Here is a 14,039-nt window from a genome sequence, read left to right on the forward strand (position 1 = left end):
GGTGAGGCGTGCACCCATCACTGTTCCCCTCTCCGCGGCCGCCGGGCCACTGAGACGGAGTCTGTAGCCTTATTGGCCTGGACAGCAGAGCCAATGAGGAGTGATTGGCATGGTAGAGGGTCGAGTGGTCCGCAGTGTGGTCCGTACAGTGGTCCACACTGCGGACCGCACCCTGACCGGCCGCCAGCTGGCGGCGCTTCTGACGCGGCCGCCGGAGGGCAGGTTCGGCTACCGGGAACTGGCGCGGGCCGTCCGGGAGACCCTGCTCGACGGCCGGGTCGCACTGCGCATGCGGCTGCCCGCCGAGCGGGAGCTCGCCCAGGCGCTCGCCGTGAGCCGTACGACCGTGACCGGCGCGTACGACCTGCTGCGGGAGAGCGGGTACGCGCACAGCCGCCGCGGCGCGGGCACCTGGACGGCGCTGCCCGACGGCCAGACCCCGGTCAGCCTGGCCGCCTTCCACGGCGCCCCCGACGCCGCCATCGATCTCGCGCTCGCCGCGCCCGAGGCCCCCGCCGACGAACTGGCCCGGGCGCTCACCGCCGCCTCCGCCGAACTGCCGCGCTACGCGCGCTCCCAGGGGTACCACCCCTTCGGCCTCCCGGAGCTGCGCTCCGCGATCGCCGACCGCTACACCCGCCGCGGGCTCCCCACGCTCCCCGAGCAGATCCTCGTCACCACGGGAGCCCAGCAGGCCCTTGCCCTGGCCGTGGCGCTGCTCGGCGGCCCCGGCGACCGGGCGCTCGCGGAGAACCCCTCGTACACCAACGCCCTGGACGCGATGCGCGGCCGGCGGCTGCGCCTGACGCCCGTACCGGTCACCGAGTCTGGCTGGGACAGCGGGCTGATCGACGCGGCGCTGCGGCAGACGGCGCCCCGACTCGCCTACCTGATCCCGGACTTCCACAATCCGACCGGGCAGCTGATGCCGGACGCGCAGCGCCGGGAGGTGACGCGCTCGGCGCGCGCCACCGGCACCTGGCTGGTGGTCGACGAGACGCTCACCGACATGGCCCTGGACGTGCCCGCCCCGCGACCGTTCGCGGCGGCCCCGGCGACCGGCGAGAGCGAGCAGATCATCAGCGTCGGCTCGCTCAGCAAGAGCTGCTGGGGCGGTCTGCGGGTGGGCTGGGCCCGGGCGGCCTCACGGGTGATCACCGAGCTGGCGCGGGTCCGCATCACCGCCGATCTGTCGGGTTCGGTCCTCGACCAGCTGCTGGCCGTCGAGCTGCTCGGCCGGCTCGACACGATCCTGCCGCGCCGCACCGAGGAGCTGCGGGTGCGCCGCGAGGCCCTGGCGACGGCGCTCGCCCGCCATGTCCCGGAGTGGCGTTGGACGCTCCCGCCCGGCGGTCTGTGCCTCTGGGTCGACCTGGGCCGCCCCATCGCCTCCGCGCTGGCGGCGCGGGCCCTGCGGCACGGCGTACGGGTGGAGGGCGGCACCCGGTTCGGCGTGGACGTGGGCACGCACGAGCACCGGCTGCGGATTCCCTTCGCGCTGCCGCCCGAGGTCTACGACACGGCCGCCGAGCGGCTCGCGGCGGCCCTCGCCGGGGCTCCGGCGCGGTTCTCGGACCCGGATCTGCCGGACTGGGTGGCCTGAGGCGGCGGCCGGCCCGGGGGAAATCCGGATGCCCGGGCGGCGCGATGTGTGTACGGTCCACCGAGTGGAACCTCTTACCGACCAACAGATCCGCTCGTCGTTCGTGAACTGCACGAAGGGCGAGGCGAGCAGACTCAAGCTTCCGCTGGACTTCGCCGAGCTGCCTTGGGAGGACCTCGACTTCCTCGGCTGGGTCGACCCGGGCGCGCCGCTGCGCGCCCACCTCGTCGTGCCGCGCGAGGACGGCCCGCTCGGCATCACCCTGCGGGTGCCGGCCACGAGCCGCACGAGCGCGGTCAAGTCCAGCCTGTGCCAGGTCTGTCTGACGGCGCACGCCTCGTCGGGCGTGACCCTGCTTGCGGCGCCGCTGGCCGGCGCGCGCGGACGCGAGGGGAACACGGTCGGCATCTACGTCTGTGCCGACCTGGCCTGCTCCCTGTACGTCCGCGGCAAGCGCCAGCCCAAGCTGCGGGCCGGCCGCCAGGAGGAGTCGCTGACGGTCGAGGGCCGCGTCGAGCGGATGACGACCAACCTGGACGCGTTCCTCGCGAAGGTGACGGCCGGCTAGGCGGACGCCGTGCCGGTCAGCGGAAGGCCTGTTCGCCCGTGAGCGCCTTGCCGATGACGAGGGAGTGGACCTCGCTTGTGCCTTCGTAGGTGAGGACCGACTCCAGGTTGTTGGCGTGGCGCAGCACCGGGTATTCGAGGGTGATGCCGTTCGCGCCGAGGATGGTGCGGCACTCACGGGCGATGGCGATGGCCTCGCGTACGTTGTTCAGCTTGCCCACGCTGACCTGCTCGGGCGTGAGGCCGCCCGCGTCCTTGAGGCGCCCCAGGTGGAGGGCGAGCAGCATGCCCTTGCCGAGTTCCAGGGACATGTCGGCGAGCTTCTGCTGCGTCAGCTGGTAGGAGGCCAGGGACCGTTCGAAGACGATGCGGTCGCCCGCGTACGCGATCGCCGACTCCAGGCAGTCGCGGGCGGCGCCGAGCGCACCGAACACGATGCCGAAGCGCGCCTCGTTGAGGCAGCCGAGCGGGCCGGAGAGGCCGCGCGCCTCGGGCAGCATCGCGTCGGCCGGCAGGCGGACGCCCTCCAGGACCAGTTCGCTGGTGACGCTGGCGCGCAGGGACAGCTTCCGCTTGATCTCGGGCGCGCTGAAGCCGGGGGTGCCGGCGGGTACGAGGAAGCCCCGGACGCCTTCGTCGGTACGGGCCCAGACGACGGCGACGTCGGCGACCGAACCGTTGGTGATCCACATCTTGGTGCCGTCGAGCACCCAGTCGTCGCCGTCGCGTCGGGCGCGGGTGCGCATGGCTCCAGGATCCGATCCGGCGTCCGGCTCGGTGAGTCCGAAGCAGCCGATGTACTCGCCGGCGGCCATCCCGGGCAGCCACTGCTGCTTCTGCTCCTCGGAGCCGTACTTCCAGATCGCGTACATCGCGAGGGAGCCCTGCACGGAGACGAGGCTGCGCAGCCCGGAGTCGACGGCCTCCAGTTCCAGGCAGGCCAGTCCGTACGCGACGGCGTTGGTGCCCGCGCAGCCGTAGCCCTCCAGGTGCATGCCGAGGACGCCGATGCCGCCGAGCTGCCGGGCGAGTTCGCGGGCGGGGATGGCGCCCTCCTCGAACCAGTCGGCCACGTGGGGGCGGAGTTCCTTGTCCGCCATGGTGCGCACCGTCCGGCGGATCTCCCGCTCCTCGTCGGTCAGCAGGCCGTCGATCGCCAGCAGATCGAAGGGGTGGACGGGGGACGACTTCGACGCGGGCGACGGCTGCGACGACTTCACGGACGGCCTCCAGGCTGGTGCGACGATGCGGCGTGCCGAGCGTAGCGGGAGATTGGATTTTGGATCCAGTATTGAATATCTCTTCTCCGATCCCTACGTTCACAGGGGATCCCATCACCGGCGGAGGGCTGCGAGATGCACGCGGATCAGCGGGAATCGTCCGTCCCCGGCGCCCTGTCCGGCATCGTCGTGGCCGATTTCGGGCGCGTCCTCGCCGGGCCGTACATGACCATGCTGCTCGCCGACCTCGGCGCCGATGTGATCAAGATCGAGCGGCCCGGCTCCGGTGACGACACGCGCGCGTGGGGTCCCCCGTTCGCCGACGGCGAGGCCACGTACTTCCTCGGGGTGAACCGGAACAAGCGCTCTATCGCCCTCGACCTCACCGACCCGGCGGACCGCGACACCGCCCGGGCGATCGTCGACCGGGCCGACGTCCTCGTGGAGAACTTCCGGCCCGGCACCATGGAGAAGCTCGGCCTCGGCTACGAGGACGTCCGCGCGTCCAACCCCGGGCTCGTCTACTGCTCGGTGACCGGCTTCGGCGCGGCCGAGGGCGCCCGTCTGCCCGGCTACGACCTCCTCGTCCAGGCGATGGGCGGGCTGATGAGCGTGACCGGCGAGCCCGGCGGTCAGGGGACGAAGACGGGCGTCGCGCTTGTCGACGTCATCACCGGTCTCCACGCGGGCCTCGGGGTCCTGGCCGCGCTGCGGCACCGGGATCGTACGGGCGAGGGCCAGCGGGTCGAGGTCTCACTCCTCACCTCCCTCCTCTCCGCGCTCACCAACCAGTCGGCCGCCCACCTCGGCGCCGGGGTCGTCCCGCGCGCCATGGGCAACCGGCATCCGAGCATCGCCCCGTACGAGGTCTTCGAGGCGCGGGACCGGCCGCTGGTCCTCGCCGTGGGCAACGACCGCCAGTTCCGCGCCCTCTGCGCGCGCCTCGGGCTGCCCGCACTCGCCGACGACGCCCGCTTCGCCACCAACGCGGCCCGCGTCGCCCACCGCGAGGAGCTGATCGCGGCCCTGTCGGCGCCGCTCGCCGAGCGGACCGCAGACAGCTGGTTCGACGAGCTCACCGCCGCCGGCGTGCCCTGTGGCCCCATCAACGACCTCGCCGCGGCCTTCGAGTTGGCCGACCGTCTTGGCCTCGCGCCCCGCGTACCGGCCGACGCGGCGGGACCGGGCCAGGTCGTCAACCCGGTGACGCTCGGCGCCACCCCGCCCTCGTACCGCACCGCACCCCCGCGTCTCGGCGAGCACACCGCCGCCCTGCTCGACGAGCTGGGACGGGCGCCCGGCGCCCCGTAGGAAGATGTCCGGACACCGGATCGGCGCCCGGCACGGGCGGCCGGCCGGGCAGGAATCAAGGAACGACGAATCCAGGAACGACGGGAAGGGTCACAGGCGATGAGCAGCGCGGTGCAGAAGGAGCGGCCGCCGACCGCCCAGCAGTTCGTCCTCAAGGAGCTGCGGCGCGCGATCTCCGCAGGCGAACTGCGGCCCGGCGGACAGATCCGCCAGGACGCGCTCGCCGCCCGGCTTGACGTCAGCCGTGTGCCCCTGCGAGAGGCCCTGAAGATCCTGGAGGGCGAGGGTCTCGTCGTCCACCACATCCACCGGGGCTATTTCGTCGCCGAGTTGTCCCTCGCTGACCTCGAAGAGGTGTACCGGATCCGGCAGTTGCTGGAGACGGAGGCGGTCCGGCTCGGCGTCCGGCGCGCGAACGACGGGCTGCTCGCCTCGCTCGAGAAGATCCAGAGGGAGGTGGAACGGGCCGCCGAGGCCGGGGACGTGACGGCGATGGGCGCGGCCAACCGCCGCTTCCACTTCGCCCTCATCGAGGCGTCCGGGATGCCGCGCCTGGTCCGCCTCGTCACCACCCTGTGGGACGCCACCGACGCCTACCGCTCGCTGTACTACACCGAGGTGCCGAACCGGGAGCTGGCCGTGCGCGAGCACCGGGCGGTCATCTCGGCCGTCCGCAACGGCGACGAGGAGGCCGTGGTGCGCGAACTCGACGCGCACCGGGCGCACGCGGTCGCGGCCCTGCGCGAGACCCTCGACCCGGAGTGAGCCCCGCGCGCGACCTGGAGTGAGCCCGGCGCAGGGCCCCGTCCGACGCGGCCGGGCCCCGCGCCACCGGCCCGGACCGGCCGCGCAACCCGACCCTCGCGCCCTCGCCAGCACGCCGATGTCCCGACATCCCGACATCCCCGAACGTCCGAAGCATTGACAGGGTCATCACATCCTCACCATTCTGAGAGCGCTCTCAGAGCGCTCTCAGTCCTCGTTCCCCCACCCCGAGGAGCCCCCACGTGCCTTCCCACCGCCGCCGCGGGCAGCTCACGCTGCTCGCGTCAGTCACCGCCGCCGCCCTGATCGGCACCGTCGTGACCCTGGCCGGCCCCTCCTCCACGGTCCAGGCCGCGCCGGCCGGGACCGCCGCCGTCCCGGCCACCATTCCGCTCACGTTCAAGAACAACTCCGGCCGCTCGGACCGGATCTACGTCTACAACCTCGGCACCGAGCTCTCCACCGGCCGCCAGGGCTGGGCGGACGCGAACGGCACCTTCCACCCCTGGCCGGCCGGAAGCCCCGTTCCCGTCCCCGCGCCCGACGCCTCGATCGCGGGCCCCGCGCAGGGGCAGTCCATGACGATCCGGCTGCCGAAGTTCTCCGGCCGGATCTACTTCAGCTACGGCCAGAAGCTCGACTTCAGGCTGGCGACCGGCGGCCTCGTCCAGCCCGCCGTCCAGAACCCGAGCGACCCCAACCGGAACATCCTCTTCAACTGGTCCGAGTACACGCTCAACGACGCGGGCCTCTGGCTCAACAGCACCCAGGTCGACATGGTCTCCGCCCCGTACGCGGTCGGCGTCAAGCGACCCGACGGCAGCGTCGCCACCACCGGCCGGCTCAAGCCCGGCGGCTACCGCGGCTTCCTCGACGGGCTGCGCGCCCGGCCGGGCGGCTGGGCGAACCTGATCCAGACCCGCACCGACGGCACCGTCCTGCGCGCCCTCGCCCCGGGCCACGGCATCGAGGCCGGCGCCCTCCCCGCGAACGTGATGGACGACTACATCAACCGTGTCTGGACGAAGTACACGAACTCGACGCTCACGGTGACGCCCTTCGCCAACCAGCCGTCCGTGAAGTACTTCGGCCGCGTCTCGGGCAACGTCATGAACTTCACCAACAGCGCGGGCGCGGTCGTCACGTCGTTCCAGAAGCCCGACTCCGACAGCGTCTTCGGCTGCTACAAGCGCCTCGACGCGCCCAACGACCAGGTGCGGGGCCCCATCTCCCGTACGCTCTGCGCCGGTTACAACCGCTCCACCCTCCTCACCAACCCCAACCAGCCGGACACGTCCGCGGCCGGCTTCTACCAGGACGCCGTCACCAACCACTACTCACGGGAGATCCACGCACGGATGGCGGACGGCAAGGCGTACGGCTTCGCCTTCGACGACGTCGGCGCCCACGAGTCCCTGGTGCACGACGGCAACCCGCAGCAGGCGTACGTCACCCTCGACCCGTTCGACTAGGAGCTGTCGGGGCCGAGCACCGCTGCGGGCGGGGCGTGAAGCACCCTGGGTTCACGCTTCTCCGCCGCGGCTGCTCGGGTGCCACTCGCTGAGGAGGATCGTGGCGTCGTCGCGCAGCTTGTGGTGCTGATGCTCCCGGAGTCCCTGGACCAGGCGCCGGAGGGCTTCGGGAGCGGGATGCCCCGCCGCCGTGGCACGGATGACGGTGTCGACCAGCCGTTCCTCGCCGTAGAGGTCCCCCTTGGGCGAGCGCGCCTCGGTGACGCCGTCGCTGTACAGGAGGATCCGGTCACCGGGCTGGAGCCGCTGGGAATGCTCGGTGGGCGGTGATTCGGCGAGGAACCCCCACCCGAGCGGCAGATCGGGCTCCCGGGCCAGCGCCTGCGGGAGGACTCTCCCGTGGCGGATCAGCAGAGGTGGCGGGTGCCCGCAGTTGATCCAGGTCAGCCGCCCCTCGGAGGTGTCCAGATGGGCGACGACCGCGGTCATGAGCCGGTCGGTGAACCACTGGTCCAGGATCCCGTCGATCGAGGTGACGATGTCGGTCAGCGAACCGCCGGAGCGGCGGGTCGCGCGGCAGGCGGCGAGCCCCGCGGCGCTGGCTCCGCCCGAGGCGAGATCGTGGCCCATGGAGTCGATGACGGCCAGGTGCAGACCGCGCTCGTCCAGGGTGTGGTCGAAGGTGTCGCCTCCGATGTCGTACGCGGGTTCGAGCAGCGCCGAGGACGTCACCTCCGCCGTGCCGATGGTCCGCGGCGGCAGGAAGGCCCACAGCAGTTCGGCCTGCACCGTCATCGCCCGCGAACGCTCCGCCTCGACCAGCAGGTCGCTGTGGGACGACATCGACACCACGAGCAGGGCGGCCACGCCGGCGAGCGTCTCGCTGCGCCTGAGCAGAGCGCCGTCCAGCGTGTGCGCCTGCACCATGAGGACACCGAGGCGCTCGACTCCGTCGATCATCGGCAGCCAGGCGGTGATGCCGTCCCGCGAGCGCTGCACCTGCTGCGTACGGTAGGCCAGGCCCGCAAGGGACGAGTCGACTTCCAGTGTCCGGTGCTGCGGGGCAGTGGGCTGGGGCAGTGCGATCAGCCGGATCTGCTGCAGATCCGCCACGTACATGGCCGTCCCCTGGAGGCCGATGCGCCGGCCCGCGTCGTTCACGAGGGCCGCGAGTTCCCGCCCGGACACGAGGTGGGAGCGGGCCAGCAGATCGGCCAGTACGTCCTCGTACATCGCCACACGACCTCCGCGGCTCGGGGCCGCTCGCGGCCGGGCGGGGAAAGCCGCCCGGCGTCCCTCCCAGATGCCCCTGGAGTGGCTCTCAGGCTACGCAGCCCCTCCCGTGATCGCCTCCTCACGGGCGGGAGCTCCGTCAGTCACCGGTCACGCCCACGGTGTCCTCGCACTCCCAGCGCAGCAGGTCGCCCGGCTGGCATTCGAGCACCTCGCAGAGCGCGGCGAGCGTCGCGAAGCGCACCGCCTTGGCGCGGCCGTTCTTGAGGACCGCCAGGTTGGCGGGCGTGATCCCCACGCGGTCCGCGAGCTCGCCCACGGACATCTTCCGCCTGGCCAGCATCACGTCGATGTCGACGGCGATCGGCATCAGATCACCTCGTCCAACTCGGCCTGCATCTGCGCCGCTTCGACGTCGCGCGCGACGGCCTGGGCGAGCAGCATCCGCAGGAGGAGCACGATGAGCGCGACACCCAGGATGGCCAGGCCGATCCCGGCCATGATGACGGTGACGCCCGGGTCGTCCCGCTGGTCGGGCGCATTGATGGCCGTGACCGTGAACCACAGGAGGGCGGCCGCGACGATCGCGCCGATGATGACGTCCACGTACCGGAAGGCGGCGTGGGAGAACACGGTGCCGCGTCGCACCATCGTCACCAGTCGCCATACGCAGACCAGGGCGACCTGGGCCGTCCCGATGCCCAGGACCGTGATCACGCGCAGCGGGGTGAGCGGGAGCGACCCGTCCTCCGGGTCATTCCCGCTGACCAACACCCACACCATCAACGCCTGTACGAGCACGCTGCCCGTGAGCACCACCACGAGCACGGCGCGCAGCGCGCCCACTGTCAGCTTTCCCATGACCCATCCTTCGATCGAGCTACGATGGGAATCTATCGAATATCGATAGATGAAGCAAGGGAGCGGAACGACGGAGCGGAAGGGGTGGACCGCCGCGCTCCGGGCACACTCGGGGCATGGACGTGTTCACGCTGCCGGGTGTCTACGCCCCCCAGGCCGATACGGAACTTCTGCTGGCGCGACTGGGCCGGGAGGATCTGCTCCCCGACACGCGTCCGCTGGATCTGTGCACCGGTACGGGAATCCTGGCGATCGTCGCCGCCCTCAACGGCGCACGGGCGACCGCTGTCGACATCTCGCGGTCCGCGATCGCTGCCGCTCGCCTCAACGCGCGCCGGTACGGCTGCCGTGTCCGCCTGCTGCGAGGTGACCTGGACACGCCCGTGGCGCGGGAGCGCTTCGACCTCGTGACGGCCAACCCGCCGTACGTACCGAGCGTCCGGCCGGAACAGCCCGCCCGCGGCTCCGAGCGGGCGTGGGACGCCGGGCACGACGGCCGTCTACTCCTCGACCGCATCTGCGCACGGGCCCCGAGGCTGCTGACACCGACCGGCGTGCTCCTGCTCGTGCACTCCTCGCTGTCCGACGTCTCGACGAGCGTGGAGGCGCTGCGACGGGGCGGCCTGCACACGGCCGTCGTCGAGCGCCGTGTCCAGCCCTTCGGCCCGGTGATGTCCGCTCGCGCACGGTGGTTCGAGGCGCGGGGACTGATCCCCACGGGCGCGGACACCGAGGAGCTCGTCGTCATCCGGGCGTCCGCCGGCGCGCATGGGCCGTCGTGACCCGGGTACCCGCCCGCTCGACAGTTGCGGCACACGCCCGGGAACCGGAACCGATCGGCTGGTCCGACATGACCTTTTCCAAGGAACGTACGACAGGGCCCACCGGCACGGTTGCGCGGGTGAGGCTTCTTGCTGAAGGGCCTCTCCTCGTCGAGGGCCCGGTCGAGATCGTCATGCCGGACGGGACGGTCACGCTCTGCGAACGGCCGATGGTCGCACTCTGCATGTGCCGCCGCAGCTCGCGATCACCCTTCTGCGACACCAGCCATCGCACCCACCTCCGGCGAGCCCGACCCGCCTCGGGGGAGGCAGGGTGACCGCGTCGGGGCACGCGATGAGGGGCCTCGCGGCGCAGCCGCGACTGCCGGACTCCCGTGGCCCCCTGTCCCACGCTGTGCGCCGCCAGCTGCTCGACGGCGCGACCCCTCTGCCGGACCAGGCGGCCGTGACGCGATCCGATCCGTACGGAGAGGACGTCCAACTGGCGCTCCATCTCTGCTACGAACTGCACTACCGGGGCTTCACCCACGTCCCCGACGACAGGGAATGGGATGCCGGTCTCCTCGGGTTCCGCTCGCTCCTCGAAGACCATTTCGAAGGCAGGCTGCGCCGCGACTGCCGCCGCTTCCACGACGTGGACGAGGCTTTCGCGGACATCCTCGTGGAGCCGGTCGGGGGAAGCGGCGTCTCCCACCACCTCGTCGAACAGGGGCAGTTGTGGCAGATGCGTGAGTACGCCGCACTGCGGTCGATCTACCAGCTGAGGGAGGCCGATCCGCACCTGTGGGTGGTCCCCCGACTCCAGGGACGCGCCAAGGCGGCGATGGTGGCGGTGGAGTACGACGAGTTCGGGTGCGGCCGCGCGGAGCGCATGCACTCCCAGTTGTGGGCGGACCTGATGAGCGACCTGGGCCTCGATCACGCGTACGGACGGTACTTGGAGTCGGCCGGCTCCGAGACCCTGGCGACCGTGAACCTGATGTCGCTGTTCGGGCTGCACCGCCGTCTGCGCGGGGCACTGGTGGGACACTTCGCGGCCGTCGAGGTGACTTCGTCACCGGGCGCGGCGAGGCTGGCGACCGCACTGCGCCGCCTCGGCGCGGGATCCGCGGCTCAGCGCTTCTACGACGAGCACGTGGAGGCGGACGCCGTCCATGAGCAGCTCGTGCGCCGCGAGGTCGTCGGAGGACTGCTGGACGAGGAGCCGGGTCTCGCCGCGGACGTCACCTTCGGCATCGAGGCCACGGGCTTCCTGGAAGACCGGCTCCACGCGCGCGTGGTGGGTGCCTGGCTCGCCGGCCGATCCGCGCTCCGTACGCCTCTCGGCACTCCGTAGGACGGCGCGGGACGGGCGCCGCCGGCATCAGGCTCAGGCCGGCGGGTCTCAGGCCGGCAGGTCTCAGGCGGGATGACCGGGAGAGAAGCCTGCGGCGTCGCTGAGGCTGAGCAGACCGGACGGGCCGGCTGCCGCATCCTCCCGACCGCTTTCGGCGATCGGGGCGAGCAGGAATCCGACGTGGTCTCCACCGTCCCACCGAGTCTCCACCTGGCCTACGAACCATGCGGAGGCATCGGAGAGTACGGGTACGCCGCCGGGACCGGACGTCCAGTCCACGCGGGCGAACTTGTCGATCTCGTCGCCGGTCTCCTCGCCGAACAGCCGCGCCGTGTCCATCCGGTCCCGGCCCAGGACGTGCACCGCCAGGTGGGAGGAGCGGCAGGCCACACCGAAGGTGTGGTTCCGCCGGGACAGCCACACCGTGAAGCGCGCCGGGCTGATCGAACACTGCGACGCGAACCCCACGAGACACCCCGCCCGCTCGCCGTCCTCGGCCACAGCCGTCACGACGTACATGGGGTGATCGAGCAACTCCGTGAAGGCGTCAAGGCCCGACATGGGCGACTCCCCTAGAAGATGCCGCCGCGTTCCCCTGCCCTGCGCCCACGCTCGTCGGGGGACGCCGCGGCGTCGCCGTACGTGTACGCGGTGCGGACGTGACCGTCGCGGGCGTGGACGACGACCTGCGCGGGTGTGTGTTCCTTGGCCCGGTCGCGTGCCGCGTCGATCGCGTCCTTCTGCGTGCGGTGCGGCTCGTGCAGCATCCGACGGCCTTCCCTGCCCTCGACCTGCCACTTCACGCCCGCGGCCGCCGCCCGCTCTCCGGACGCTGTGACGTGGTAGACGGTCCGCTTCGTTGCCATGATCCTTCTCCTCGCCGTTCGGGCGGACTCGCTGCGCCGCCGAGAACCCACCCTTCCTACCCATAGTGCCGTCGGCCGCCCACCGCGTGTCCGAGCGCTCCGAGGATCCAGAGGACGGCGCCGAGGACCATATGTCGACTACCCGCATCCCGCTGCCGTATGGGTGGCCGAGGGCCTATTGCGCTCGGAGGTGCCTCTCTCGGCAACCGAAAGGGTGCGGCGCGTCACTCGCTGTGTCAGCGTGACGAGGAACGTTCGGGTACGTCCGCGGCGGGAGAGACGTACCCGGTACGTCGAGCTGTACCGCCGACCAAGGAGTGACCATGCCTCGCGGTTCCAGCGCCAAGCGTGAGCGCCAGTACGAACACATCAAGGAGAGTGCCGAGCAGCGCGGCGAAAGCACCAAGCGCGCCAAGGAGATCGCCGCGCGCACCGTCAACAAGGAACGCGCCCGCGCGGGAGAGTCGAAGACCGCGAGCCGCTCGTCCATCCAGGACATGTCGTCCTCCAAGCGCGGCGGTCAGCGCTCGCACAGCGGCTCGCAGGGCCCCACGAAGGAGCAGCTGTACAACGAGGCGAAGCAGCGCAATATCGAAGGTCGTTCGAAGATGGACAAGGCCGAACTCAAGCGCGCCCTCGGCCACTGAAGCCCGCTTCTCCATGATGCGCGCGGCACTCTTCGACGCGAGCGGCGTGGACAGACCAGCGGGGGCGGTTCGGTGACCGGTCGCCCGGGTCCGATACCGCCCCGCACTGAAGTCGCGCTAGTCCTTCATCGTGTCCTTGATCTTCTCCTTGGCCTGACGAGCGTCTCCCTTGGCCTGCTCCATTCGGCCTTTCGCTGTGAGGCTTTCGTTCCCTACGGCCCGGCCGGCCGCTTCCTTGGCCTTGCCCGTGGCCTGCTCCTTCTTGGCACGCATCTTCTGCTCACCCGACACGGCTGGGCTCCTCTCGTGCGTCATCGTTCACTGTGGAGCGGCTAGCCCGTTCCGGTGGCCCGTAAACGTGCCCGGGCGGCAGGCCGGAGATCGCCGGAAATCGAGCTACCGGGCCGGTCACCTCCTGCGTACCGACGCACTCCCCGGTCACACGGCCGTAGTCGCCAACCTGACTCCCGCGACGGCCGGTTCGGGCCGGGGCGTGGACGGGGGCGTCGACCGGGTCGGCGGCGGTGGCGCGTACGTCGACGGGCGGCGGAACATCCGCGTCGCCGGCCTGCCCGCCATGTGAGGGATCATGGACGGAGAAGCGGGAGAAGGGACGGAACGGACGATGCGCAACCGCAGTGTCGCCGACCTGATGACGCCGACCGCGGTGGCCGTGCAGCCGGGGACGCCGTTCAAGGAGATCGCGCGGCTGCTGGACGAGTACGGCATCACCGCCGTACCGGTCGTCGACGAGGCGAACCGGCCGATCGGCGTGGTCTCCGAGGCGGATCTGCTGCGCCGCCACACCGCGAAGGACGGCCCGAGCACGGCCGGAGCGATGATGTCCAGCCCCGTCGTCGTGGCCCGTCCGTCCTGGACGGCGGTGGAGGCCGCGCGGCTGATGGAGCGGCACCGGGTGAAGCGGCTGCCGGTGGTGGACGCGGACGGGCAGCTCATCGGGGTGCTCAGCCGGAGCGATCTGCTGCAGTTGTTCCTGCGCCGGGACCGGGCGATCCAGGAGGAGATCCTGGAGGACGTCGTCATCCGGATCCTCCGCCACTCCCCCGCCGCGCTCCATGTCGACGTGGACGAGGGCCGGGTCACGCTCAGCGGCACGCTGGAGCGCCGGAGCCTCGCACCGGTCTTCGTACGCCTCTGCGAGAGCGTCGACGGCGTCGTGGAGGTCGTGGACCGGCTCTCGTACGAGGACGAGGACGAAGACGAGGACGACAACGGAGGCGGGGACGACAACCGGGGCGGGGACGGCGACCAGAACGGGAATGAGGACGAGAGCGAGCGCGAGGACGACCTCACCCCACGCCCCTGACACACGACCGGGCCCGTCGGCGGGAAGCCGACGGGCCCGGTGCGCGAGG

The 14,039-nt window shown here is 71.5% G+C and carries 18 protein-coding genes; 11 read left to right on the top strand and 7 right to left on the bottom strand.

Features of this window, described 5'->3' with window-relative positions; genetic code table 11:
* The first annotated feature begins 109 nt into the window (after positions 1–109).
* Together yczR and ACWCO8_RS23770 are read left to right on the top strand one after the other, a co-directional pair.
* Positions 110–1,603 (top strand): MocR-like transcription factor YczR, encoded by a 1,494-nt coding sequence (gene yczR / locus ACWCO8_RS23765; RefSeq protein ID WP_451033919.1) that lies wholly within the window; start codon positions 110–112, stop codon positions 1,601–1,603.
* A gap of 28 nt (positions 1,604–1,631) precedes the next feature.
* The gene (locus ACWCO8_RS23770; RefSeq protein WP_451033920.1) at positions 1,632–2,171 is read left to right on the top strand and encodes an FBP domain-containing protein; all 540 of its coding nucleotides are present in this window, start codon (positions 1,632–1,634) and stop codon (positions 2,169–2,171) included.
* A 16-nt stretch (positions 2,172–2,187) separates the two neighbouring features.
* Here ACWCO8_RS23770 and ACWCO8_RS23775 read toward each other — a convergent pair whose 3' ends face one another.
* Positions 2,188–3,390, bottom strand: coding sequence for an acyl-CoA dehydrogenase family protein (locus ACWCO8_RS23775; protein WP_451033921.1), 1,203 nt, complete (start codon positions 3,388–3,390; stop codon positions 2,188–2,190).
* Positions 3,391–3,525: 135 nt separating this feature from the next.
* On the opposite strand from ACWCO8_RS23775, the gene ACWCO8_RS23780 reads away from it, so the two are divergent.
* From ACWCO8_RS23780 to ACWCO8_RS23790, 3 genes are all read left to right on the top strand, one after another.
* A complete protein-coding gene (locus ACWCO8_RS23780; RefSeq protein WP_451033922.1) occupies positions 3,526–4,701 on the top strand; it encodes a CaiB/BaiF CoA transferase family protein in 1,176 nt (391 codons plus the stop codon).
* Positions 4,702–4,800: 99 nt separating this feature from the next.
* Positions 4,801–5,466 carry a GntR family transcriptional regulator gene (locus ACWCO8_RS23785; RefSeq protein WP_451033923.1) on the top strand — a complete coding sequence of 222 codons (666 nt, stop codon included), beginning with the start codon at positions 4,801–4,803 and terminating at the stop codon, positions 5,464–5,466.
* 242 nt (positions 5,467–5,708) lie between these two features.
* Positions 5,709–6,938: a glycoside hydrolase family 64 protein gene (locus ACWCO8_RS23790; RefSeq protein ID WP_451033924.1), complete on the top strand. Its 1,230-nt coding sequence runs from the start codon at positions 5,709–5,711 to the stop codon at positions 6,936–6,938.
* A gap of 51 nt (positions 6,939–6,989) precedes the next feature.
* Here the strand turns inward: ACWCO8_RS23790 and ACWCO8_RS23795 are convergent, their stop codons facing one another.
* From ACWCO8_RS23795 to ACWCO8_RS23805, 3 genes are all read right to left on the bottom strand, one after another.
* Positions 6,990–8,171, bottom strand: coding sequence for a PP2C family protein-serine/threonine phosphatase (locus ACWCO8_RS23795; RefSeq protein WP_451033981.1), 1,182 nt, complete (start codon positions 8,169–8,171; stop codon positions 6,990–6,992).
* A 139-nt stretch (positions 8,172–8,310) separates the two neighbouring features.
* The gene (locus ACWCO8_RS23800; RefSeq protein ID WP_451033925.1) at positions 8,311–8,541 is read right to left on the bottom strand and encodes a helix-turn-helix domain-containing protein; all 231 of its coding nucleotides are present in this window, start codon (positions 8,539–8,541) and stop codon (positions 8,311–8,313) included.
* Positions 8,541–9,032: a DUF2975 domain-containing protein gene (locus ACWCO8_RS23805; protein ID WP_362016727.1), complete on the bottom strand. Its 492-nt coding sequence runs from the start codon at positions 9,030–9,032 to the stop codon at positions 8,541–8,543. Before ACWCO8_RS23805 ends, ACWCO8_RS23800 begins: the two co-directional genes overlap by 1 nt.
* Before the next feature lie 116 nt (positions 9,033–9,148).
* Here ACWCO8_RS23805 and ACWCO8_RS23810 point away from each other — a divergent pair, with 116 nt between their 5' ends.
* The 3 genes from ACWCO8_RS23810 to ACWCO8_RS23820 all read left to right on the top strand — a co-directional run bounded on the left by ACWCO8_RS23810 (position 9,149) and on the right by ACWCO8_RS23820 (position 11,150).
* Positions 9,149–9,814 carry a HemK2/MTQ2 family protein methyltransferase gene (locus tag ACWCO8_RS23810; RefSeq protein WP_451033926.1) on the top strand — a complete coding sequence of 222 codons (666 nt, stop codon included), beginning with the start codon at positions 9,149–9,151 and terminating at the stop codon, positions 9,812–9,814.
* A 68-nt stretch (positions 9,815–9,882) separates the two neighbouring features.
* Positions 9,883–10,131, top strand: a complete 249-nt coding sequence (locus ACWCO8_RS23815; RefSeq protein ID WP_451033927.1) for a CDGSH iron-sulfur domain-containing protein — start codon at positions 9,883–9,885, stop codon at positions 10,129–10,131.
* 17 nt (positions 10,132–10,148) lie between these two features.
* Positions 10,149–11,150, top strand: coding sequence for an iron-containing redox enzyme family protein (locus tag ACWCO8_RS23820; RefSeq protein WP_451033982.1), 1,002 nt, complete (start codon positions 10,149–10,151; stop codon positions 11,148–11,150).
* Positions 11,151–11,213: 63 nt separating this feature from the next.
* Here the strand turns inward: ACWCO8_RS23820 and ACWCO8_RS23825 are convergent, their stop codons facing one another.
* Entirely contained in the window at positions 11,214–11,711 is a 498-nt protein-coding gene (locus tag ACWCO8_RS23825; RefSeq protein ID WP_451033928.1) for a flavin reductase family protein, read from the bottom strand.
* A gap of 11 nt (positions 11,712–11,722) precedes the next feature.
* Positions 11,723–12,016: a DUF2188 domain-containing protein gene (locus tag ACWCO8_RS23830; protein ID WP_451033929.1), complete on the bottom strand. Its 294-nt coding sequence runs from the start codon at positions 12,014–12,016 to the stop codon at positions 11,723–11,725.
* A gap of 323 nt (positions 12,017–12,339) precedes the next feature.
* Between ACWCO8_RS23830 and ACWCO8_RS23835 the strand changes: the two genes are divergently transcribed.
* Entirely contained in the window at positions 12,340–12,663 is a 324-nt protein-coding gene (locus ACWCO8_RS23835; protein ID WP_451033930.1) for a plasmid stabilization protein, read from the top strand.
* A gap of 117 nt (positions 12,664–12,780) precedes the next feature.
* Here the strand turns inward: ACWCO8_RS23835 and ACWCO8_RS23840 are convergent, their stop codons facing one another.
* A complete protein-coding gene (locus tag ACWCO8_RS23840) occupies positions 12,781–12,978 on the bottom strand; it encodes a CsbD family protein (protein ID WP_451033931.1) in 198 nt (65 codons plus the stop codon).
* A 43-nt stretch (positions 12,979–13,021) separates the two neighbouring features.
* Between ACWCO8_RS23840 and ACWCO8_RS23845 the strand changes: the two genes are divergently transcribed.
* Both ACWCO8_RS23845 and ACWCO8_RS23850 read left to right on the top strand, forming a co-directional pair.
* On the top strand, positions 13,022–13,246 hold the full coding sequence (locus tag ACWCO8_RS23845) for a hypothetical protein (RefSeq protein ID WP_451033932.1): 225 nt from the start codon (positions 13,022–13,024) through the stop codon (positions 13,244–13,246).
* Between the two features lie 42 nt (positions 13,247–13,288).
* Entirely contained in the window at positions 13,289–13,990 is a 702-nt protein-coding gene (locus ACWCO8_RS23850) for a CBS domain-containing protein (RefSeq protein ID WP_451033933.1), read from the top strand.
* Positions 13,991–14,039 lie beyond the last annotated feature (49 nt).

The sequence above is a fragment of the Streptomyces sp. NPDC001927 genome, assembly GCF_053594455.1.

Bases quoted from the DNA above. Each gene is read 5' to 3' on its own strand.
- yczR (WP_451033919.1), top strand. From the start codon at position 110: ATGGTAGAGGGTCGAGTGGTCCGCAGTGTGGTCCGTACAGTGGTCCAC.
- ACWCO8_RS23770 (WP_451033920.1), top strand. From the start codon at position 1,632: ATGCCCGGGCGGCGCGATGTGTGTACGGTCCACCGAGTGGAACCTCTT.
- ACWCO8_RS23780 (WP_451033922.1), top strand. From the start codon at position 3,526: ATGCACGCGGATCAGCGGGAATCGTCCGTCCCCGGCGCCCTGTCCGGC.
- ACWCO8_RS23785 (WP_451033923.1), top strand. From the start codon at position 4,801: ATGAGCAGCGCGGTGCAGAAGGAGCGGCCGCCGACCGCCCAGCAGTTC.
- ACWCO8_RS23795 (WP_451033981.1), bottom strand. From the start codon at position 8,171: ATGTACGAGGACGTACTGGCCGATCTGCTGGCCCGCTCCCACCTCGTG.
- ACWCO8_RS23800 (WP_451033925.1), bottom strand. From the start codon at position 8,541: ATGCCGATCGCCGTCGACATCGACGTGATGCTGGCCAGGCGGAAGATG.
- ACWCO8_RS23805 (WP_362016727.1), bottom strand. From the start codon at position 9,032: ATGGGAAAGCTGACAGTGGGCGCGCTGCGCGCCGTGCTCGTGGTGGTG.
- ACWCO8_RS23810 (WP_451033926.1), top strand. From the start codon at position 9,149: ATGGACGTGTTCACGCTGCCGGGTGTCTACGCCCCCCAGGCCGATACG.
- ACWCO8_RS23815 (WP_451033927.1), top strand. From the start codon at position 9,883: ATGACCTTTTCCAAGGAACGTACGACAGGGCCCACCGGCACGGTTGCG.
- ACWCO8_RS23820 (WP_451033982.1), top strand. From the start codon at position 10,149: ATGAGGGGCCTCGCGGCGCAGCCGCGACTGCCGGACTCCCGTGGCCCC.
- ACWCO8_RS23825 (WP_451033928.1), bottom strand. From the start codon at position 11,711: ATGTCGGGCCTTGACGCCTTCACGGAGTTGCTCGATCACCCCATGTAC.
- ACWCO8_RS23830 (WP_451033929.1), bottom strand. From the start codon at position 12,016: ATGGCAACGAAGCGGACCGTCTACCACGTCACAGCGTCCGGAGAGCGG.
- ACWCO8_RS23835 (WP_451033930.1), top strand. From the start codon at position 12,340: ATGCCTCGCGGTTCCAGCGCCAAGCGTGAGCGCCAGTACGAACACATC.
- ACWCO8_RS23840 (WP_451033931.1), bottom strand. From the start codon at position 12,978: ATGACGCACGAGAGGAGCCCAGCCGTGTCGGGTGAGCAGAAGATGCGT.
- ACWCO8_RS23850 (WP_451033933.1), top strand. From the start codon at position 13,289: ATGCGCAACCGCAGTGTCGCCGACCTGATGACGCCGACCGCGGTGGCC.